This is a genomic window from Ornithinibacillus californiensis (assembly GCF_001038485.1).
GTDB lineage: Bacteria > Bacillota > Bacilli > Bacillales > Amphibacillaceae > Ornithinibacillus > Ornithinibacillus californiensis.
The window spans coordinates 197,842-219,189 of sequence record NZ_LDUE01000055.1; the positions used below are offsets into that span (position 1 = coordinate 197,842).

At 36.9% G+C, this 21,348-nt stretch carries 19 protein-coding genes; 3 read left to right on the plus strand and 16 right to left on the minus strand.

Annotated features, from left to right (window positions below):
* Window positions 1-172: 172 nt before the first annotated feature.
* The 4 genes from TE34_RS13725 to TE34_RS13740 are packed head-to-tail and all read right to left on the minus strand — an operon-like array spanning window position 173 to window position 5,356.
* Window positions 173-1,291, minus strand: a complete 1,119-nt coding sequence (locus tag TE34_RS13725) for a M20/M25/M40 family metallo-hydrolase (protein WP_047985382.1) — start codon at window positions 1,289-1,291, stop codon at window positions 173-175.
* 20 nt (window positions 1,292-1,311) lie between these two features.
* On the minus strand, window positions 1,312-2,865 hold the full coding sequence (locus TE34_RS13730) for an acyl-CoA carboxylase subunit beta (RefSeq protein WP_201777700.1): 1,554 nt from the start codon (window positions 2,863-2,865) through the stop codon (window positions 1,312-1,314).
* The gene (gene mce, locus TE34_RS13735; protein ID WP_047985384.1) at window positions 2,865-3,683 is read right to left on the minus strand and encodes a methylmalonyl-CoA epimerase; all 819 of its coding nucleotides are present in this window, start codon (window positions 3,681-3,683) and stop codon (window positions 2,865-2,867) included. Before mce ends, TE34_RS13730 begins: the two co-directional genes overlap by 1 nt.
* Window positions 3,684-3,706: 23 nt before the next feature.
* The gene (locus TE34_RS13740; RefSeq protein ID WP_047985385.1) at window positions 3,707-5,356 is read right to left on the minus strand and encodes an acyl-CoA mutase large subunit family protein; all 1,650 of its coding nucleotides are present in this window, start codon (window positions 5,354-5,356) and stop codon (window positions 3,707-3,709) included.
* 167 nt (window positions 5,357-5,523) lie between these two features.
* Between TE34_RS13740 and prli42 the strand changes: the two genes are divergently transcribed.
* Window positions 5,524-5,667, plus strand: coding sequence for a stressosome-associated protein Prli42 (gene prli42, locus TE34_RS21060; protein WP_157037633.1), 144 nt, complete (start codon window positions 5,524-5,526; stop codon window positions 5,665-5,667).
* A 43-nt stretch (window positions 5,668-5,710) separates the two neighbouring features.
* Here the strand turns inward: prli42 and TE34_RS13745 are convergent, their stop codons facing one another.
* The 7 genes from TE34_RS13745 to bcd form a co-directional block, all read right to left on the minus strand.
* Entirely contained in the window at window positions 5,711-6,691 is a 981-nt protein-coding gene (locus TE34_RS13745; protein WP_047985386.1) for an aromatic acid exporter family protein, read from the minus strand.
* Between the two features lie 138 nt (window positions 6,692-6,829).
* Window positions 6,830-7,261: a BrxA/BrxB family bacilliredoxin gene (locus tag TE34_RS13750; RefSeq protein WP_047985387.1), complete on the minus strand. Its 432-nt coding sequence runs from the start codon at window positions 7,259-7,261 to the stop codon at window positions 6,830-6,832.
* A gap of 87 nt (window positions 7,262-7,348) precedes the next feature.
* Window positions 7,349-8,611 carry a dihydrolipoamide acetyltransferase family protein gene (locus TE34_RS13755; RefSeq protein ID WP_047985388.1) on the minus strand — a complete coding sequence of 421 codons (1,263 nt, stop codon included), beginning with the start codon at window positions 8,609-8,611 and terminating at the stop codon, window positions 7,349-7,351.
* Between the two features lie 18 nt (window positions 8,612-8,629).
* Window positions 8,630-9,613, minus strand: a complete 984-nt coding sequence (locus tag TE34_RS13760) for an alpha-ketoacid dehydrogenase subunit beta (RefSeq protein WP_047985389.1) — start codon at window positions 9,611-9,613, stop codon at window positions 8,630-8,632.
* 13 nt (window positions 9,614-9,626) lie between these two features.
* The gene (locus TE34_RS13765) at window positions 9,627-10,622 is read right to left on the minus strand and encodes a thiamine pyrophosphate-dependent dehydrogenase E1 component subunit alpha (protein ID WP_047985390.1); all 996 of its coding nucleotides are present in this window, start codon (window positions 10,620-10,622) and stop codon (window positions 9,627-9,629) included.
* 34 nt (window positions 10,623-10,656) lie between these two features.
* Window positions 10,657-12,078 (minus strand): dihydrolipoyl dehydrogenase, encoded by a 1,422-nt coding sequence (gene lpdA, locus TE34_RS13770; RefSeq protein WP_047985391.1) that lies wholly within the window; start codon window positions 12,076-12,078, stop codon window positions 10,657-10,659.
* 14 nt (window positions 12,079-12,092) lie between these two features.
* Window positions 12,093-13,190 (minus strand): branched-chain amino acid dehydrogenase, encoded by a 1,098-nt coding sequence (gene bcd, locus TE34_RS13775; protein WP_047985392.1) that lies wholly within the window; start codon window positions 13,188-13,190, stop codon window positions 12,093-12,095.
* 372 nt (window positions 13,191-13,562) lie between these two features.
* Here bcd and TE34_RS13780 point away from each other — a divergent pair, with 372 nt between their 5' ends.
* Together TE34_RS13780 and TE34_RS13785 are read left to right on the plus strand one after the other, a co-directional pair.
* On the plus strand, window positions 13,563-13,805 hold the full coding sequence (locus TE34_RS13780) for a DUF2627 domain-containing protein (RefSeq protein WP_047985393.1): 243 nt from the start codon (window positions 13,563-13,565) through the stop codon (window positions 13,803-13,805).
* A 30-nt stretch (window positions 13,806-13,835) separates the two neighbouring features.
* Window positions 13,836-15,191 (plus strand): aspartate kinase, encoded by a 1,356-nt coding sequence (locus TE34_RS13785; RefSeq protein ID WP_047985394.1) that lies wholly within the window; start codon window positions 13,836-13,838, stop codon window positions 15,189-15,191.
* Between the two features lie 49 nt (window positions 15,192-15,240).
* Here TE34_RS13785 and spo0A read toward each other — a convergent pair whose 3' ends face one another.
* From spo0A to TE34_RS13810, 5 genes are all read right to left on the minus strand, one after another.
* The gene (gene spo0A / locus TE34_RS13790; protein ID WP_047985395.1) at window positions 15,241-16,023 is read right to left on the minus strand and encodes a sporulation transcription factor Spo0A; all 783 of its coding nucleotides are present in this window, start codon (window positions 16,021-16,023) and stop codon (window positions 15,241-15,243) included.
* 260 nt (window positions 16,024-16,283) lie between these two features.
* Entirely contained in the window at window positions 16,284-17,576 is a 1,293-nt protein-coding gene (spoIVB, locus tag TE34_RS13795) for a SpoIVB peptidase (RefSeq protein WP_047985396.1), read from the minus strand.
* Between the two features lie 184 nt (window positions 17,577-17,760).
* Window positions 17,761-19,476, minus strand: a complete 1,716-nt coding sequence (gene recN / locus TE34_RS13800) for a DNA repair protein RecN (RefSeq protein WP_047985397.1) — start codon at window positions 19,474-19,476, stop codon at window positions 17,761-17,763.
* Window positions 19,477-19,496: 20 nt separating this feature from the next.
* Window positions 19,497-19,946 (minus strand): transcriptional regulator AhrC/ArgR, encoded by a 450-nt coding sequence (gene ahrC / locus TE34_RS13805; protein WP_047985398.1) that lies wholly within the window; start codon window positions 19,944-19,946, stop codon window positions 19,497-19,499.
* Between the two features lie 67 nt (window positions 19,947-20,013).
* Window positions 20,014-21,231 carry an ISL3 family transposase gene (locus tag TE34_RS13810; RefSeq protein ID WP_047983024.1) on the minus strand — a complete coding sequence of 406 codons (1,218 nt, stop codon included), beginning with the start codon at window positions 21,229-21,231 and terminating at the stop codon, window positions 20,014-20,016.
* Window positions 21,232-21,348: the final 117 nt, after the last annotated feature.

Consider the following 21,348-nt stretch of genomic DNA (forward strand, 5'->3'; position numbering starts at 1 on the left):
TCACAAAGCAAAAAGCCTTTTTTAAAAGTTAGATCCCTGTCTAATACTAGGCTGAATTTTAGTTTTTATCTCTATTAAAGGAAATTTCTAAAACATCACGATTATATATAAAAACAAAAATGGGATACAAAACAGACAGAGTTTTGCATCCCAAATCATCTTCTAACTTTATTTACTTTGCTACTTCCTCAATAATAGCTGCCACAAGCTCTGTTACTTTAACTAGCTCTTCTACCGGTATACGCTCATTTGTCGTGTGAATCTCTTCATATCCTACTGCTAAATTTACGGTAGGAATTCCAAATCCAGCAATGACGTTGGCGTCACTTCCACCACCGCTTTTTAGAAGTTTGCTTTCTCTTCCAATGGTTGCAGCTGCTTTTCTTGCTACTTCGACAACCTCATCGCCAGCTTCTTGTTTGAATCCAGGATACATAACTTTAATGTCAACAATTGCTTCCCCGCCCATTTCTTTAGCGGTTGATTCATAAGCTTCTTTCATTTTCGCCACTTGCGCTTCCATTTTTTCTGGAACTAGTGAGCGGGCTTCAGCTAGGATTTCAACATGATCCACTACGATATTGGTTTGCTTTCCACCTTCAAATCGACCGATGTTGGCAGTAGTCTCTTCATCAATACGACCTAAGGGCATCTTAGCAATTGCCTTAGCCGCAATCGTAATAGCTGAAACACCTTTCTCAGGGGCAACACCGGCATGTGCCGTTTTCCCTTTAATAATGGTGTTAATTTTTGCTTGTGTTGGAGCAGCAACAATAATATCACCAACATCACCGTTACTGTCTAATGCATACCCAAACTTGGCATTGATTAATGATGAATCAAGAGCTTTAGCACCAACTAATCCAGATTCTTCACCTACTGTAATTACAAACTGAACATCACCGTGTTGCACGTTTTTCTCTTGTAATGTGCGGATTGCTTCCAACATAGCTGCAAGTCCTGCTTTATCATCAGATCCTAAAATGGTTGTACCATCCGATACAATATAACCGTCCTGAATCGATGGTTTAATTCCTTTACCTGGAACAACAGTATCCATATGAGATGTAAAATAGATTGGGTCTACACCATCTTTTGAACCTTTCAATGTACAAATAAGATTATTAGCACCGTGACCAGTTTTTTCTTTCGCTTGGTCTTCGATAACTTGTAAACCTAGCGCTTGAAATTTCTTTTTTAGAACATCTGCTATTTCCGCTTCAAAACCTGTTTCTGAATCCACTTGGACAAGTTCCATAAATTCAGTTACTAATCTGTCTTTATTTACCAAGATGTTTACCCTCCTAATATTTAAAGAGGAATATTTCCGTGTTTTTTTGATGGACGGTCCTCTTTTTTATATTGTAGCATTTCTAAGCCTTGAATAAGCTTCATACGAGTTTCCCTTGGATCAATAACATCATCAACCATTCCGAGACTTGCAGCAACATAAGGGTTTGCAAACTTCTCTCGATATGTATCTATTTTTTCTTGGCGTGTTATTTCGGGTTCGTCACTTGCTGCAATTTCTTTAGCGAAAATAATATTGGCTGCACCTTCCGGACCCATTACTGCAATTTCCGCATTAGGCCAAGCAAATACTAAATCCGCACCGATTGATTTACTATTTAATGCGACATATGCCCCACCATAAGCCTTTCGAACGATTACGGTTAGTTTCGGTACAGTAGCCTCAGAATAAGCATATAGAATTTTTGCTCCATGACGTATGATACCACCATGCTCTTGTTTTATGCCAGGAAAGAAGCCTGTAACATCTTCAAACGTGATGATAGGAATATTAAAGCAATCACATAATCGGATAAACCTTGCTGCTTTATCACTTGAATCAATATCAAGTCCACCAGCAAGATGCTTTGGTTGATTACAAACAAGTCCCACGGTTTGTCCTTTTATTCTAGCAAAGCCTACTACGACATTTTTGGCAAATTCAGCGTGAATCTCATAAAAACTACCCTCATCGACTACTTGTTTAATTACTTGTCTCATGTCATAAGGACGAGTAGAATCAAATGGCACTATATCAACTAACTCAGGGCGATAGTCTCCGAATTCATCTTCCAGACATGCTTTCTTTTGAGGAGTCTCTGTATTATTATTCGGAAGATAAGAAAGTAATTTCTTTACATGTTCAAGGGCTTCTTCTTCATTCTTGGCTTTAAAGTGAGCATTTCCACTTTTACTATTATGAACATGCGCTCCACCTAAATCTTCAGAGGAAATTCGTTCTCCCGTTACAGTTTCAATTACCTTTGGTCCTGTAATAAACATTTGTGACGTTTTCTCAACCATAATTACAAAATCGGTAATCGCCGGAGAATATACAGCACCTCCTGCGCTTGGCCCCATTATAACGGAAATCTGTGGTATTACTCCCGAGTAGATAGCGTTTCGATAAAACACATGACCGTACCCATCTAATGAAGAAACTCCTTCTTGGATTCTAGCACCACCTGAATCATTTAATCCGATAAATGGAACGCCATTTTTGGCTGCAAGATCCATTACAGCAGCAATTTTCTTTCCATGCATCTCACCTAGAGCACCCCCGAAAAGGGTAAAATCTTGTGCAAATAAATAAACTGGGCGTCCATTTATTTTACCGAATCCTGTAACAACACCATCTCCTACCCCTTCAGAACCATTCATATCAAAATCCGTTCCACGATTTTCAATAAACGTATTTAATTCTACAAAGGTACCATCATCGAGCAAATAATCGATTCTTTCTCTAGCCGTCCATTTGCCCTTAGCGTGTTGCTTTTCAATTCTTTCGTCACCACCACCTAGTTCAGCTTTTCTTCTTTTATCATAGAGTTCGTTAATCTTATCAAACATATCCATCATGCTTCTTCACCTCCACCTTCTTCACATAGTTCAAACAAGACACCATGTGCTGATTTAGGATGCATAAAAGCAATACTCGTCTGATGAGCACCAAGTTTTGGTTCTGTGTTAATAAATTGAATACCATTCTTGGATAAATGTCTTATCCTTGTTTCAATATCTTCCACATCAAGTGCGATATGATGGATACCTTCCCCTCTTTTTTCTAAAAAGGTATGAATAGGTGAGGTTTCGGACGTTGGTTCTAACAATTCAAACCTGCTGTCTCCAATCTTTAAAAAAGCAACATTAACACTCTCTGACTCTACTTCTTCCAACCCCTCTAATGACAAACCTAACGTCTCCGTATAAAAAGGAAGCGTATTTTTAATAGAACGAACTGCAATACCTATATGAGAAATTTTCTTAGCAACTTGACTGTTTGCTGGTACAACTAATTGATTAATGTAATTTGCCAATTCTTCAATCGTAGAACCGCTCGTAAAGACTCTATTAATACCTTTCTCTATTAGAAAAGGAATATCTTCTGAAGGGATAACCCCCCCACCAATAACAGGAATATCCCCTGCATTCATTGATTGAAGTTCCTCAATTACTTTTGGAAAGAGGGTACGATGTGCTCCTGATAAAGATGACAAACCAACTACATCAACATCTTCCTGTATTGCCGCTTTTGCTATTTGAGCAGGTGATTGTCTTAGCCCAGTATAAATAACCTCCATACCATGATCACGCAAGCCTTGCGCAATAACTAGTGCGCCACGGTCATGCCCATCTAGACCTGGTTTGGCAACTAATACTCGTATTTTTTGCATATTTTATTCTCCCCCTATAACAATTAGTTGCTTCTGTATTCCCCGAATTCTTTACGGAGGACATTACAGATTTCTCCAACTGAAGCATATGCCTTTACTGCATTCAAAATATACGGCATTAAATTCTCCCCGTTTTGGCTAGCTGCCCATTTCAATTGCTTCAATGTACTGTCTACTAAATCATTGTCACGCTCATTCTTGATCTTTCGTAATTTAGACTTTTGTTGACGTTCAAGTTCCTCATCAACTTTTAACAACTCAGGATTTACCTCTTCTTCAATTTTAAATTTATTTAAACCAACAATTATCTCTTCTTCTTTTTCAATTCGTTTTTGTGTTTCGTATGCTGTACGGTGAATCTCACGTTGCATGTAGCCCTCTTCAATTGCCGCTACTGCTCCACCGATGTCTCGAATCTGATTCAAGTATCCCTCTATTTCAGATTCTATCTTATCTGTCAGTTCTTCAACATAATAAGAACCACCAAGAGGGTCGACCGTGTCTGCTACTCCACTTTCATGGGCGATGATTTGTTGTGTCCTTAATGCGATCCTTGCAGATTCCTCAGTTGGTAGTGCTAATGCTTCATCGCGAGAATTCGTGTGTAGACTTTGCGTTCCTCCTAGAACTGCAGCAAGTGCTTGTAAAGTCACGCGTACAATATTATTATCAGGCTGTTGAGCAGTTAACGTGGAGCCTCCAGTTTGGGTATGGAATCTCAATTTCCAGCTTTTCGGATTCTTAGCTTGATAATGTTCCTTCATTATTCGTGCCCAAACTCTTCTCGCAGCACGGAACTTAGCAATCTCTTCAAAGAAGTTATTATGTGCGTTAAAGAAAAATGCTAGTCTAGGGGCAAAAGAATCCACTTCTAGTCCAGATTCAATAGCGGCATCTACATATGCCATACCATTTGCAATCGTAAATGCTGCTTCTTGAACAGCAGTTGAACCCGCCTCACGAATGTGGTAACCAGAGATACTAATTGTATTAAATTTAGGTACATATTGCTGGCAGTATTCAAAGATATTCGTTATTAATCGCATAGATGGTTTAGGCGGAAAAATATACGTACCGCGAGCGATATATTCTTTTAGAATATCATTCTGAATCGTACCGGTTAATTTATCTGTTGAAACCCCTTGTTTCTCTCCTACCGCAATATACATACATAATAGGACTGATGCAGGTGCGTTAATCGTCATTGATGTACTAACTCGATCCAATGGAATTTGTTCTAAAAGCTCTTCCATATCATGAAGTGTGTCTATTGCGACACCAACTCTACCTACTTCTCCTTCAGACATGGAGTCATCTGAGTCATAGCCGATTTGTGTCGGTAAATCGAATGCAACAGAAAGTCCCGTTTGCCCCTGCTCTAATAAATAACGAAAGCGCTTATTTGTTTCCTTAGCAGAACCAAACCCTGCATATTGTCGCATTGTCCAATACTTACTCCGATACATGGTAGATTGTATTCCACGAGTATACGGATATTCGCCTGGATATCCTAATTTTTCTAAATAATTACTATCATTTTCTGGGTAGTAGAGTCCTTGTACTTCAATCTCTGAACTAGTTTGAAATGTTTCTTTGCGCTCAGGAAAGCGCTTTAAATTTTCCTCAACGGAATCCTTCCATTTCTTTTCAATCTCTTTCTGATTGATACCCATATATGTTCCCCCGTTCTGTAAAAGTTGAAAAGTTTAACCACTCGTAATACGGTAAATATTAGGAAAATTTATATTAAAATAGGTGTAAGAAATTTATTACTTGTCCTAATTCTATTTTAACGTTAAAATTAAATAAGCACACTTGGGATTTAAGGGAGGACGAATAAATGTCTGCAAAGCAAACAACGAAACCAGCTCCAAAAAGAAAATCTAAGCGCGACCGTCGCATGAAAATAGCAATCTATATCATGATTTTTGCAATGGTAGTCTCTACAATAACTTATGGCCTAGCACTTTTTGTAGGTTTTTAAAGAGAACTGAGAAGACTGGATTACGAGTAGTAATCTAGTCTTTTTATTTTACCGCTTTTGCTCTCTTTAATAGACTAACATCACTTTCTTTATAACGCTTTTTAATGATTAAATAATTCTCTATCTCATGTAATAAACGAAATAAATTCGCACGTGTTTCAAATTCCTCTCGCGTTGTCGGTAAATCCTCCTTATTAAAATCTTCCCGTAATTCTTTCAATTGTTCCAAAAATACAATTGCCGTATTACCTGGATGAACAGATTCGGCTAATCCATCAAAGAAATTTGCAATTTTTAGTGATATCTCATCTTGATTTGGAAGTTTTGTAACAAGAGGAAGCATTTTTCTAAGTAAATCCAATTGCTTTTGACGCATATAAAAATAGTCGTAATACGTGTGTTCTGACCTTAACAAATGATTTTCCTTATCAATCTCTACTAGATCTGTAGCTATGTGTAATAATTCATCCGATTCCCGTAATTCCTTACCATTCCAAACGGTATTTTTATCACGAATATACAGAGCTATTTCCGTCAATATGAGTTGGAAATTATCCTCAAGTTTCTTTTGAATTTGCTTTAACTTACGGTCATATCCCGGCATATATAAATTAACTAATAGACCTGTACCAATCCCCACAAAGATTAAGACAAATTGTTCTAGCAGGAATTGTATAGGTATATCTCCCGCACTATAAAGATTAAGAATGATAACCGAACTAGTTGCTATGCCAGGCGTAACTTTTAGTAATACCGTTACCGGAATAAAAAAGATAAGCATGATGGCTAAAACAACCGGATGGTATCCTACAAATTCAAAAAAAACAAACGCAAAAACACTTGCAACAATACAAGCTAGTAAACGGTGCCATGCGCTTATGACCGATTGCTTTCGTGACGGTTTAATAGTCAGTATGGTTAAAATCCCTGCTGATGTAAAATTGGATAGACCTAAGTACTGGGCTATTATGATTGCAATAGGTGTACCTATTGCAGTTTTTACAGTTCGATACCCAATTTTCACCTTGTCTTCTCCTTCAAGTTGCCCTTTTACATATTCCAAAAAACAGTACGTCGTTTGATACTATCGTTTTATTAGTAGCCTTTAATGTATAAGAAATAAGGCTGACCTCAAATAGAGACAGCCTTATTTGGTTATAGCTTACACTTCTTCACAATGTTTTTCAAAAACTTCCTGAAGCTTCGTCATCACTTCCATTGCACTATGACCTTCAATGTCATGACGCTCTAACATCGTAACAATTTTACCATCCTTTAAAAATGCAAAAGATGGAGATGAAGGAGGATATCCTTCGAAATATGTACGTGCTTTCTCCGTTGCTTCACGATCTTGACCAGCAAACACTGTAACTAAATGATCAGGACGCTTGTCATAATGTATGGCATTCGCTGCGGCTGGACGTGCTACCCCACCAGCACAACCACAAGTTGAGTTGATCATAACTAGTGTTGTACCTTCTTTAGATAAAGCTGCATCTACTTCTTCTGGAGTGCGAGCTTCTTCAAATCCAGCTTCCGTTATATCTTTACGTGCAGCATCAACGATATCATTCATAAATAGGTTAAAATCCATATTTGCCACCCCTTGTGTTAAGTTTAGTCTTACCTAACATATAGGTTATCAATATTACAGGTAGAATTCAAACTATAACGCTTGGGATTAGTACACTTGAACAGTATTTTCATTCATAGTTTCCAATGTTTCTTTTACATATGCTAAGAATTGGCCACAGATTAGACCATCTAATATACGGTGGTCGAGTGATAAACATAGATTTACCATATCTCGAGCAGCAAACATATTATCAATAATAACCGGTTTTTTAACGATAGATTCAATTTGTAGTATGGCCGCTTGTGGGTGATTAATTACCCCCATCGACTGAACTGAACCAAAGGATCCAGTGTTGTTTACCGTAAAAGTACCACCTTGCATATCATTTGTTGTTAACTTATTATTTCGTGCTTTTTGAGCAAGATCATTTATCTCTCTAGCTATCCCTTTTATACTCTTTTCATCCGCATTCTTAATGACTGGGACAAATAATTCTTGATCCTTAGCAACTGCTATCGATAAATTAATATCCTTACGTTGAATGATCTTATCCCCAGCCCAAGTGCTATTCAACTGTGGGAATTTCTTTAGTGCCTGAGCAACAGCTTTAACAAAAAATGAAAAGTAAGTCAGGTTATAGCCTTCATTTTGCTTGAAATCATTCTTAATTTTATTTCTGTAATTAACTAGATTAGTCACATCGACCTCAACCATCATCCATGCATGAGGTATTTCCGTTTTGGAACGTACCATATTTTGTGCAATAATCTTTCTAACACCAGTTACAGGAATTTCAATATCACCTACTTGACTCGTTGGCTGAGGTGTAGATGGTCCAGGTGTATTGTTGCTAGACTCTTTTTCCACAGTAATTGCTGGAGTAGCAGACTCACTCAATGTTGGAGTTTGACCAGTGGAGATGATTTTTTCAATATCTTTTCTAGTAATTCTTCCTCCACGCCCAGTTCCGTTTACTTGATTTAAGTTAATATTATTCTCCTGAGCAAGTTTAAATACAGCAGGTGAGTAACGGTTTTTCATAGACTGATCTGTTGTTTCATTTTGTGCAGTTACAGTCTCTTTTTTCTCTTCACCCTTGGCAGCCGAAGCTTCAACTGTTCCACCAGCTTCTGTTTCGATATAGCAGATAAGTTCACCTACTGCCACCGTTTCTCCTTCTGCAGTTACAATTTCCTTAATTGTACCAGTAAAAGAAGAAGGTACTTCAGCATTTACTTTATCCGTCATTACTTCAGCTAACGGGTCGTATTTATTTACATGATCCCCAACTTTCACAAGCCAAGTACTAATCGTTCCTTCTGTCACACTTTCCCCTAATTGGGGCATTGTGATTTTCTCTGTCGCCATAGCTCTCCCTCCTATCTATTAAAATTCCGCTAATTCGCGCATTGCTTTTTCGATTTTATCAGGATTCATCATAAAGAATTTTTCCATTGTTGGTGCGTATGGCATTGACGGCACATCTGGACCAGCTAATCGCTGTACTGGTGCATCTAAATCAAATAGACAGTTTTCTGCTATAATAGCTGCAACTTCACCAATAATACTACCTTCTTTATTATCTTCTGTTACTAATAGAACTTTACCCGTCTTTTTGGCTGCCTCAATAATAGCTTCTTTATCTAATGGGTAAATCGTACGTAAGTCGAGAATATGAGCATCAATACCCTCTTCAGCAAGCTTTTCTGCAGCTTGTAGAGCAAAGTGAACACATAATCCATACGTAATTACCGTTATATCTGAACCTTCTCGCTTTACATCTGCTTTGCCAATTGGTAGTACATAATCTTCTTCAGGTACTTCACCTTTAAGTAAGCGATAAGCACGCTTATGTTCAAAGAATAGAACCGGATCATTATCCCTAATAGCTGCTTTCAATAATCCTTTTACATCGTAAGGTGTAGAAGGCATAACTATCTTCAATCCTGGCTGGTTAGCAAAAATAGCCTCTACTGACTGTGAATGGTATAGTGCGCCGTGTACACCTCCACCATAAGGTGCCCGGATAACAATTGGACAATCCCAGTCGTTGTTTGAACGATATCTAATTCTAGCCGCTTCAGAAATAATTTGGTTTACAGCAGGCATAATGAAATCCGCAAACTGCATTTCTGCAACCGGACGCATTCCATACATCGCAGCACCAATTCCCACTCCAGCAATTGCCGATTCGGCTAGTGGTGTATCAAGTACACGATATTCCCCAAATTCATTATATAACCCTTCGGTTGCTTTAAAAACGCCACCTTTTCTTCCAACGTCTTCCCCTAATACAAATACTTTCTCATCACGTTGCATTTCTTCACGTAGAGCAGACGTGACAGCTTGTATATAAGACATAACTGGCATAGATTATCCCTCCCTACTTTTCTTCATAAACATACTTTAATGCATCTTCAGGTTCAGCGTAAGGTGCATTTTCTGCGTAGTCAGTTGCTTCATTAACAAGAATATTAATTTCATTTGTAATTTCCGTTTCCAAGTCTTCCGTGAGGATGTTTGCATTCTTTAAGTACTCAGCAAATGTGAAAATAGAATCAAGTTTCTTCGCTTCTTCTACTTCTTCACGATCGCGATATGAACGATCATCATCATCACTCGAGTGAGCGGTCAATCGGTAAGATACCGCCTCAATAAGTGTTGGACCTTCTCCGTTCAGTGCACGATCACGGGCTTCTTTTACTACCCTGTAAATTTCTAATGGGTCATTACCATCTACAGTGAAGCCTGGCATACCGTAACCGAGTGCCCTATCTGAAACTTTTTGGTTACCTAATTGTTTTTCTGCAGGTACAGAAATAGCGTATTTATTATTTTCAACCATTGTAATAACAGGTAATTTATGGACACCAGCAAAGTTTAACCCTTCATGAAAGTCACCTTGGTTAGAAGAACCTTCACCTAGTGTGACAAAAGAAACCAAGTTTTTGTTTTCCATTTTTGCAGCAAGTGCAACACCAACAGCATGTGGTACTTGTGTGGTAACAGGTGATGATCCAGTAAGAATTCGATTTTTCTTTTGTCCAAAGTGACTAGGCATTTGTCTCCCACCTGAATTAGGATCCTCTGCTTTAGCAAATGCTGATAACATTAGCTCTTTAGCAGTCATACCAAATGCTAGTACAACACCCATATCGCGATAATACGGTGCCACATAATCTTCATTACGATCTAGAGCAAATGCAGCACCTACCTGAGCAGCTTCCTGTCCTTGACAAGAAATAACAAAAGGTATCTTCCCTGCTCGATTTAGTAACCACATTCTTTCATCTAGCTTTCTAGCTAATAGCATTGTTTTGTACATTTCTAGTACTTGATTATTCGATAAGCCAAGCTCCTCGTGACGATTTCCAGTCATATAGAGTCCCTCCCTTTAACTAATTAACCTTAATTTATCCATGAATTTGTAAACCTTCTACTGCGAGTGCTGCTTCACCCATTATCTCTGAAAGTGTTGGATGTGGGTGAACAGTCTGGGATATCTCCCACGGAGTAGCATCTAGCACTTTCGCAAGACCTGCCTCTGAGATCATATCTGTCACATGTGGTCCAACCATATGTACACCAAGAAGATCTTCATTTTCTTTGTTCATAATAATTTTGACAAATCCTTCTGACTCTCCATAAACTAAAGCTTTTCCTATTGCCTTGAACGGGAATTTTCCTACCTTAATGTCAAAACCTTGTTCTTTAGCTTGTTTTTCTGTCAAACCTACACTAGCAGCTTCAGGATTCGAATAGATACATGCGGGAATGTTATCATAATTTATGCTTTCCGGATCTTTCCCTGCCATATGTTCTACCGCTATAATGCCTTCATGTGATGCAACATGGGCCAACTGCATGCCTCCGATAACATCCCCAATAGCATAAATATGTGATTCTTTTGTTTGATAGAATTTAGATGTTTGGATAGATCCTTTATCTACAACGATATCTGTATTTTCTAGACCTATATTCGTAGTATTAGCTTGACGTCCTACTGAGACTAAGAGTTTATCTGCTTGATATGTTTCCTTAGTTTCATTAATTTCAACTTCTATTGTTACTTTATTCTCCTTATGGAGTGTCTCGGGTAATACTTTCGCACCTTTTACAAAAGTTACACCCTTACGTTTCAATTGTTTTTCGACTTCATTAGCTATATCAGCATCTTCCGTTGGCAAGATTTGGTCTAAATATTCAATCACAGTTACTTTAACCCCAAAGTCCGCTAACATCGAAGCCCATTCAATTCCAATAACTCCTCCACCTACGATTAAAATTGATTCAGGTAAACTTTCCATTTGTAGCGCCTCATCAGAGCTCATAACATACGTACCATCAATTTCTAATCCAGGTAAAGTTCTCGGTGAAGACCCAGTTGCTATTAAGACATATTTCGGAACAATCATTGTATTTTCTTCACCATTTGCATATTCTATCGAAATAGTACCAGGTAGTGGAGAAAAAATACTCGGTCCTAAAATCCTTCCAAACCCTTCGAAAACATCAATTTTTCCCTTCTTCATTAAAGCTTGAACACCTTTATGAAGCGTATTTATAATGTCCCCTTTCCTTTCTTGAACACGATCAAAATGCAGCTCAACTTTTCCTGTAGTAATACCATAATCTTCTGCACCATTTGTTTGTCTATACACTTCAGCACTACGTAATAACGCCTTCGATGGAATACAACCCCGATGTAAACAAGTACCACCTAGCTCGCCTTTTTCAACAACGGCAACCTTCATACCAAGTTGAGAGGCACGAATTGCAGCCACATATCCACCTGTTCCGCCTCCAAGTACTACTAAATCATACTCCTCAGCCATAATAGCCTCCCCCTTTATTTTCTTCTACTTAATGTGTGAAGACCATTTAATAAGAATTGACCTCTTGATTTTCTTGCAGACTCGATTCGTTCCTCCGCCATTCTATCTGCAGCTAAATAAGTTGGTATGTTGTCTCTTCTAGAAATTTCAAATACCTTCACTAAACTATCATAAATTCCTTCTACTTTTTTCATTGCTCTTGATTGATTATAACCATTTAATTCGTCTGCAACATTAATTACTCCACCTGCGTTTATAACATAATCTGGTGCGTAAACCATTCCTTTTTCGAATAAAATGTCACCGTGTTCTGTATTTTTTAATTGGTTATTTGCAGAACCAGCAATAACCTTTGCTTTTAATCGCGAAAGTGTGTCGTCGTTAATTGTTGCACCTAGTGCACATGGAGCATAAATATCACAATCAACATCATAGATATCGTTTGGATCAACGGCTGTCGCTCCAAAAGCTTCTACTGCACGGTTTACAGCAGCTTGATTAATATCAGTCACAATCAAATTCGCGCCTTCTTTATGTAAGTATTCACATAAAGTAAAAGCAACACTTCCTACACCTTGGACTGCTACAGTTTTACCCTCTAACGAGTCATCACCAAAGGCTTCTAAAGCTGCAGCTTTCATTCCTTTGTATACACCATAAGCTGTGACTGGTGATGGATCGCCTGAAGATCCAAATTCTGGGGAAATCCCTGTAACAAAATCCGTTTCCATATGAATTAAGTCCATATCTTCAACTGTTGTTCCTACATCTTCTGCAGTTATGTATCTGCCATTTAATCCTTGAATATATCTTCCAAATGCACGGAACATTTCAGGATTCTTATCTTTTCTTGGATCACCAATTATAACCGTTTTCCCACCACCAAGATTTAGACCTGCAGCAGCATTTTTATATGTCATTCCCCTAGCTAATCGCATAGCGTCAATAATAGCTTCTTCTTCTGAATCATATGTCCACATTCTAGTACCACCTAAAGCTGGACCTAAAGTAGTATCATGAATGGCAATAATTGCTTTTAATCCTGAATTCTTATCTTGGCAAAAAACAAGTTGCTCATAATCGTATACTTCCATGTCTTTAAAAATTTCCATATCATATCCTCCTCATAATTCTAATTATAGTCTACTATTAGTACGAGCTATTAACAACTACTATGTATTTCTTGACGCTAAATGGCTGAGCAAAAATAATATCTTTTCTGTCTTACTTACCCATTATAATATAAAATCATCAAACCCCATAAATGTAAGCGCTTTAATTTTTATCCATAAAAATATTTTTTTGGAATATTTAAAAAAGTTAGGCATTTCTTGATATTATTTTCGTCACAAAGTAGTCTACTTTTCTATCATACGGTAGATTTTTAAATATGGCAAATCAAAATTTTTTATCTATTTTTCATTATTTGTTATACTATTGACCTATATTAATACTAACCATGAAATGTTATTAAAGGAGTTAAAATGATTAGACTAGTAGCAGTATTAATTATATTTATTCCCGGCGTTATTGCAGCATTTGGTATAAAACTAATGAGGGATACATTATTTGATGAGTTCCATCCAATATTCTTCCATGCTGGAATCCAATTTTCTGTTGGATTAATTCTATTTATAGCTGGACTAGCATTTTTAGGTGGTTTTATCATATATCGGGATCGCAAGAAACAATTAGAAAAAAATGAAAAGAAACAAAAGAAGAACTAATAACTTACAACTGGGTGGAGAGTGTTGTTCATGAAAGTAGCAAAGTTTGGGGGAAGTTCTGTTGCTAATGCAAAACAAATAATGAAAGTCGGGGAAATTATTCAAAGAGATACGAAACGTAAATTTATCATCGTATCTGCACCCGGTAAACGACATAAAAACGATATCAAAATAACCGACATGCTTATATCATTAGAAGAAGCATATCGATATCACAATAATTATGAAGAAGTTCTTGAACAAATATTAGATCGTTTTAATGAAATCATTATTCAATTACATTTACCAGATGCATTAATTGAAGATATTCGAAGAACAATATTATCTATCCTATATAGTGAACAATCTACAACTATGAAAATTGATTCACTAAAATCGATTGGTGAAGATAGCTCTGCAAAGATTATAAGTGCTTATTTAACCAGTCTTGGATTAGAGGCCTATTATGTTAATCCCAAGGAAGCAAGTATCTTTGTCTCGGATGAACCAGGTAAAGCACAAATTCTACCGGAAAGTTTCGATTTAATTTATACCCTTAGGGAACGTGAAGGAATATTAGTAATCCCAGGCTTTTTCGGTTTTACATTGGAGGGGAAATTGGTAACATTTTCCCGAGGTGGTTCAGATATAACGGGGTCTATTATTGCCGCAGGCGTTCAAGCAGAACTGTACGAAAACTTTACAGATGTAGATTCTGTATACACCGTTAACCCTAATATTGTACCGAATCCTAAAGAAATAACAACACTTACTTATAAAGAAATGCGAGAATTATCCTATGCTGGATTTTCTGTTTTTCATGATGAAGCACTGATCCCTGCTGTTAAGCGGGAGATTCCTGTTTGTATTAAAAACACAAACAACCCAGAACTACCTGGTACTTACGTAGTCTCTAAAAAGGAACACAAAAATAAATGTGTTGTTGGGATTGCAAGTGACACTGGATTCAGTACCTTATACATTAGCAAGTATTTAATGAACCGTGAATTAGGTTTTGGACGTAGGCTCTTTGAAATTCTTGAAGATGAGTCCATCTCATTTGAACATACTCCATCAGGAATCGATGATTTATCTGTTATCATACGGGAAAGACAATTTACTCCTGAGAATGAAAGTAGAGTATTGGAAAGGATTAAGAATGAATTAGACCCTGATACAGTCACTTTAAAACATGGTTTAGCTCTCATCATGATTGTAGGAGAGGGTATCATGAATACAGTCGGAATTGCTCAAAAAGCAACATCAGCTCTCACTTCAGCCAATGTTAATATTAAAATGATTAATCAAGGGTCTTCCGATGTATCGATGATGTTCGGAATCGAAGCTAACGACCTAGACAGAGCGATACAATCACTTTATCGTGTGTTTTTTGAAGATGAGGAATAAAAAACAAAAAAAATTACTGTATATTTGGCATACAGTAATTTTTTTATTTTTAGCTAGCTTTATGTTCTAATCGAAGACGGTCTGCCACCATCGCAATAAACTCTGAATTTGTTGGTTTAGCTTTTGAAATACTCACTGTATAGCCGAACAAGGCTGATATAGAATCAATATTCCCTCGACTCCAAGCTACTTCAATTGCATGACGAATTGCACGTTCTACACGTGAGGAAGTAGTGTTGAATTTCTTTGCTATATCTGGGTACAACACTTTAGTAATCGAACCAAGTAATTCAATATCATTGTAAACCATTGTAATCGCTTCTCTTAAATACATATACCCCTTGATATGAGCTGGTACTCCTATCTCATGAATAATATTAGTAATACTCGCTTCCAAATCTTTCTTCTTTCTTTCTTTTTTCATACCAATATTTGTTCGATTGGAATGAACTGCACGCCCATTCACTTGGCGTATTTGATCTGCAAGATTTTCTAAATCAAATGGTTTTAATATGAAATATGATGCCCCTAAGTCAACTGCTTTTTTCATAACTTCTTCTTGTCCAAACGCTGTTAACATGATAACATGCGGATCATTACTAGCTCTTCCCTTTTCTCTGAGCATATTTAAAACGGCTAGCCCATCAACATGAGGCATAATAATATCTAACACTAAAACATCAGGCTTCTTTTCTTCTACTAGTGTCAGGCAATCTTTACCGTTGTAAGCAGTTCCAACAACCTCTATATCAGGTTGTTCCTCAAAAAAATCTTCCATTAAGTTAATTAAATCTCTGTTGTCATCAACTAAGCAAACTGAAATCTTGTCCACAAATGTTCCTCCTTTAAGGTATTTCGTATATGTCCACTCTATGTATTCGACAAAAGTTCAAAATATCCTTTTATTTTTCAAAAAAACTTTGTGTTTTTTTATATTTTCTTTGATTTGCTTTGTTTTTCTTTAGTTTTCGATATGATTCGATTAGATACGACATCAGAATAGGTCGTTTGTCGAAAAATCTTTAATCTATTCATAATTAGTTGAAATGGAAAAGAGCCCGTGCATTCACACAGACCCATTACCATTCATTATTAACTTGCTTTTTTCTCTTCCTTTTTGTAAATATCTACTCCAGCATCTTGAAGCATCCATTCGATATGAACTCCATATCCACTTGTAGGGTCATTAACGAATACATGTGTTACTGCCCCAATAACTTTCCCATTCTGTATAATTGGGCTTCCACTCATCCCCTGTACGATGCCACCTGTTGCTTCTAATAATTTCGAATCTGTAATTTGAATAACCATTCCTTTAGTGGCAGGAGACTTCTGTGGAACGCTACTTACAACCTCAACATCAAATTCCTCTACTTTCTCACCATCAATAACCGTTAAGATCTTTGCAGGACCTTCTTTTACTTCATGAGATAACGCAATCGGCATTGGCTTATCATATTTTCCATTACTAATGGAGTTATCAAGTTCACCAAATATACCAAAGGGACTATTTTTAGTGATTGTTCCTATTTTATTTTCTTTGATAGAAAATTTTGCTTGCTTTTCACCAGGAGTTCCATTGTTACCTTTTTGAATGGAAGTAACCGTGGATTTTACAATAGTACCTTCGTGGATTTCAATTGGTTTTTTTGTGTCCATGTCCGATATTACGTGTCCTAATGCACCATATTTTTTAGATTTGGGCTCAAAGAATGTCATGGTCCCAATACCCGCTGCAGAGTCACGGATATACAAGCCGATCCTATACTCATTTTCTTTTTTATCTAAGACTGGTGTTAATTCAGTAGTAAAGGTTTCTTTTCCTCTTTTCACCTTTACGTTTAGGGGCTTAGATTTCTTACCAGACTCTTCTACAAGCGGTTTTACATCTCTCATTTCTTCAATCTTTTGCCCATTTATTTCCATAATAACATCGCCAACTTTAATTTCAGCTTCTTCACCGGGAGACTTTGTTGCATTATCTCCATTTACTAAATGATGACCGACAACCAAAACTCCAAGTGTTTGAAGCTGCACTCCTATCGACTGGCCACCTGGGATAACCTTGACATCTTTTAAGACCGAGACATCGACTTTCTTAATTGGTAAACCAGCAACAGAGTAAAATAATTGACTGTCACCAGGTTCATTGAATGGCATAGTAGATGCATTAATTGCTTCTCCTTCTGGATAATCATCAACTGATGCATGAACTTGAACGGCTTTACCTAGGCTAGGAACTTCTAAGGGGAACTGATTTTGAAACGTTATTATTTTATTGGGAATGGCAAAATAATTTTGTATAGGGGGCGTAAAAGGAACAATTAGCAATGCGAGTAGTAGTAATACTCCTGAAATGATACGAATTTTGTCTTTATGCTTCACGTATGTCCACTCTCCTTGTTCCTAAACCCATACCATATTTTATATCTGTACTTCTAATTTGACCTTTAATGGCGTTTTTTAAACTGGGAAAAGTTAAGAAAACCTGCTTATCTTTTCCTTTACAATTTATGTAAAAAAAACTGCCCATTGATTATACTCAACAGGACAGTAACACGATTCAATATTAGCTTTTCACAAGTATTGATTTTTTATAGTTATGTGCTAATTCATGTAATTCTTTTGCATGTTCTCTTGCAGTGTCAGTAACTTTAGTACCAGTCATCATTCTAGTTAGTTCATTAATTTTCTCCATTTTACTCAACTCTTTTACATTCGTAACGGTCCGATTTTGCATTTCATTTTTCTCTATAAACAAATGCGTATCTGCCATCGCTGCAACTTGGGGTAAATGTGAAATACATAAGACCTGTGAATCATTAGAAATTTGAAAGATTTTCTCTGCGATCGCTTGAGCAACTCGTCCACTTACTCCTGTATCAACTTCATCAAAGATCACACTCGTTACACCTTGATGCTTAGCAAATAGTTTCTTTAAAACTAACATGATTCTTGAAAGCTCTCCACCTGAAGCTACTTTATTTATTTCCTTTAATGGCTCACCAGCATTAGTTGAAATTAGAAAGCGCACCTGGTCAAAACCATTTTTATGTAACAATGCACTGTCGATTACATTATCAGGTGTAAATTGCACATTAAATGCAGCTTTTTCTAAATACAGATCCTTTAATTCTTCTTGAACTTCCAAAACTATATGATTGGCTGCTCTTTTGCGAAGCTCATGAAGTTGTTTCGCTTCAATAAAAGCATCCTTCTCTATTTCTTCCATTTCAGTTGTTAATTTCTGCAAATGAGAATCTTTATTTTTAATTTGTTCAATTTCTTCTTCAATTGAACCCATGTATTCAATAATCTCACTAACTGTGGACCCATACTTTTTCTTCAGACGACTTATTTCAGAAAGTCTGCCTTCTATTTCGTTCAGACGATCAGGGTCATACTCCAATGACTCCATAAAGTTACTCAATTCGTAAGTTAAGTCTTCCATCATGTAATAATGGTTAGATAGGGACTCCGACTTTTTAGCAATGAAATCATCATAATGATTAATTTCATCTAATGATCTTTGGGCTAAACTCAGCCATTCAAGACCTCTTTGTTCTCCATATAAGGCATTGTATGCCTCTATAACACCCTTGTAGATCTTTTCATAATTTACTAATTGGTTTCGTTCTTTTTCTAATTCAATATCTTCATCTGGTTGGAGATTTGCTTTTTCAAGTTCTCTTAGTTGGAATTCGAGTAGATCAAGTCTTTGGGCCATTTCTTGTTCATTTTCACTAAGTTCTTTGTAACGTTTCTTTAACGCCTCAAGTTTGTTGTATAATGATAAATACTCTTCTTTAACTTGCACAATATGATCAGGATTATATAAGTCCAGCAGCTCTATATGGTTTTCTGGGACCATTAACGACTGGGTTTCATGCTGACTATGGATATCTATTAACGTTCTTCCGAATTCTTTTAATATTGCAAGTGTTACTAATTTACCGTTAACTCTGCAGATACTTTTACCAGATGACGTAATAACACGTTGCAGAACGACATCATTATCTTGAATATCTACACCAAATTGTTTACCAACCGTATAGATTGCATGCGATTTTGAATCAATGGAGAACAAACCTTCAATCTCAGCCTTATCCTCTCCATGTCTAACGAAATCAACAGAAGCTCGTCCGCCAGCAAGTAATTGAATAGCATCAATAATAATAGATTTACCGGCACCTGTTTCCCCAGACAAGACTGTTAATCCCTCTTTAAACGTTAAAGTAATTTGGTCTATTATCGCAAAATTACGGATAGATAATTCAGTTAACATATAATCACCCCATTCTCGAACTAGAGCATATTAATAAAACGATCCTTGATAGCAATGGTATCTTCCTCTGAACGACAAATAATTAGACAGGTATCATCCCCGCAAATTGTACCCATTATTTCGTTCCAATCAAGATTATCAATTAGCACACCTACTGCATGAGCATTACCTGGTAATGTTTTTAATACGATAAAGTGGCTTGTATGGTCAATCTTAACAAATGCATCCATAATTAATCGTTTTAATTTATCGTGAGGATTAAACCGTTGATCAGCAGGTAAACTATACTTATATTTGCCGCCTCTTGATGGAACTTTAACGAGATGTAATTCTTTAATATCTCTTGAAACTGTTGCTTGTGTCACGTTATAACCTAAAGATTTTAAACGATCAACCAGTTCATCCTGTGTGTCAATATCATTCTCTGTAATTAATTCTCTAATCTTTATGTGTCTTTGAATCTTACTCATCTTGCACCCCCATATTTAATAAAAAGGTTCTACGTCAAATGTTGGGGTGGTGACATTAGTCGCCACCTCATCCTATATGCACACCAACATCTTTATACTGTCTTGCCAATAAGATTTTCGCTCTAAATCGCTTAAAACTTCTAAATCCATATGCATTTCTCTTTATCACTTTAGTAGTATTATTTATACCTTCCAAAAAACCGTTAGAATAGTCGTATGCAAAGCTATTCAGTATTTCTATCTGCCAGTTTTGAAAGGTTTTAATGGCACTTATCATTTCAGGTATCTCCGCGTCGATTACCTTTTTATAGAAAGACTGTAGGTTTTCTTTCACTAGGGAGATGTGTTCTTTCCCCATAAGCTTCGCTTCCTCAAACCATTCTCGATAAGCTTCCTTTAATTCATACGCTACTTTCAGTTCATCTGACATACTTAAGTATCTTTCTAAGTGCCACTGCTCATCATCTTTTAAACGGCCCTTTGCTTTATGAAATACATACTTCATTCGCTTACATTTCTTACGATCATAGTCATGAAAGTCTTTTTGAACTCGTCTTCTCACGCGGTCTAATCCCCAGTAGATATAGCGACAAAAGTGAAAACGGTCAGCTACAATAATAGGTTTACCTAATGCGTTCTGAACAGCTGCCTTGAAAGCTGGACTCATGTCCATAATGACAACTTCTACTTTTGCCCCATGTTTTTGGAGATACTGTTTAATGGTTTTTTTATAGCGATTTGGGAGAATATCTAATGGTTGTTTCGTGATACCATCCGCAATAATTAACTGATATTTACCCTCTTTTGTATCACCTTTATATTCGTCAATCGCTATGACGGAAGGAAGTGAGTTTACCTCTTTAATCTCCGTTTCCGCTAATTGGTCAAAACGTCTAACAATGGTTGTTGCCGAGGAGCCATATGTTTCTCCTACCTCTTTAAAAGTTTTTGCTTTGATGGATCGGATAGAGACCGCTTGATTCCATTCCACGGAAGTGCGTTGATATCGTTCTACGAAGCCGTTTTCTTCAGAAAATCGTTTTCCACAGGAAGGGCAACTATAACGTCTGCGCTTATACCATAGTTGAGTCATTCTTTCGAACCATTTCAGATGTTTTACTTTTTGGTATCGATAGTCATGTATGCGTTCGGTTTCCTCTCCACATCGCGGACAACTATGTGGCTTACGCTCCATTTCCACATAAACTTCTACCTTCCCATCTCGCTCTACTAAATTTGTTACGTTACAGTCTTTTAATCCTGGCATATTCATGATAAAATCCATTTACACGCATCCCCATTCTTTATCTTGTTTCTCGTCAATTCAAGTATAAAAGAATGTTTGGGGTGCGTGTACTTTTTTTCTGAATTTTATTGAAACCCCAACAAATATTATAGAGCC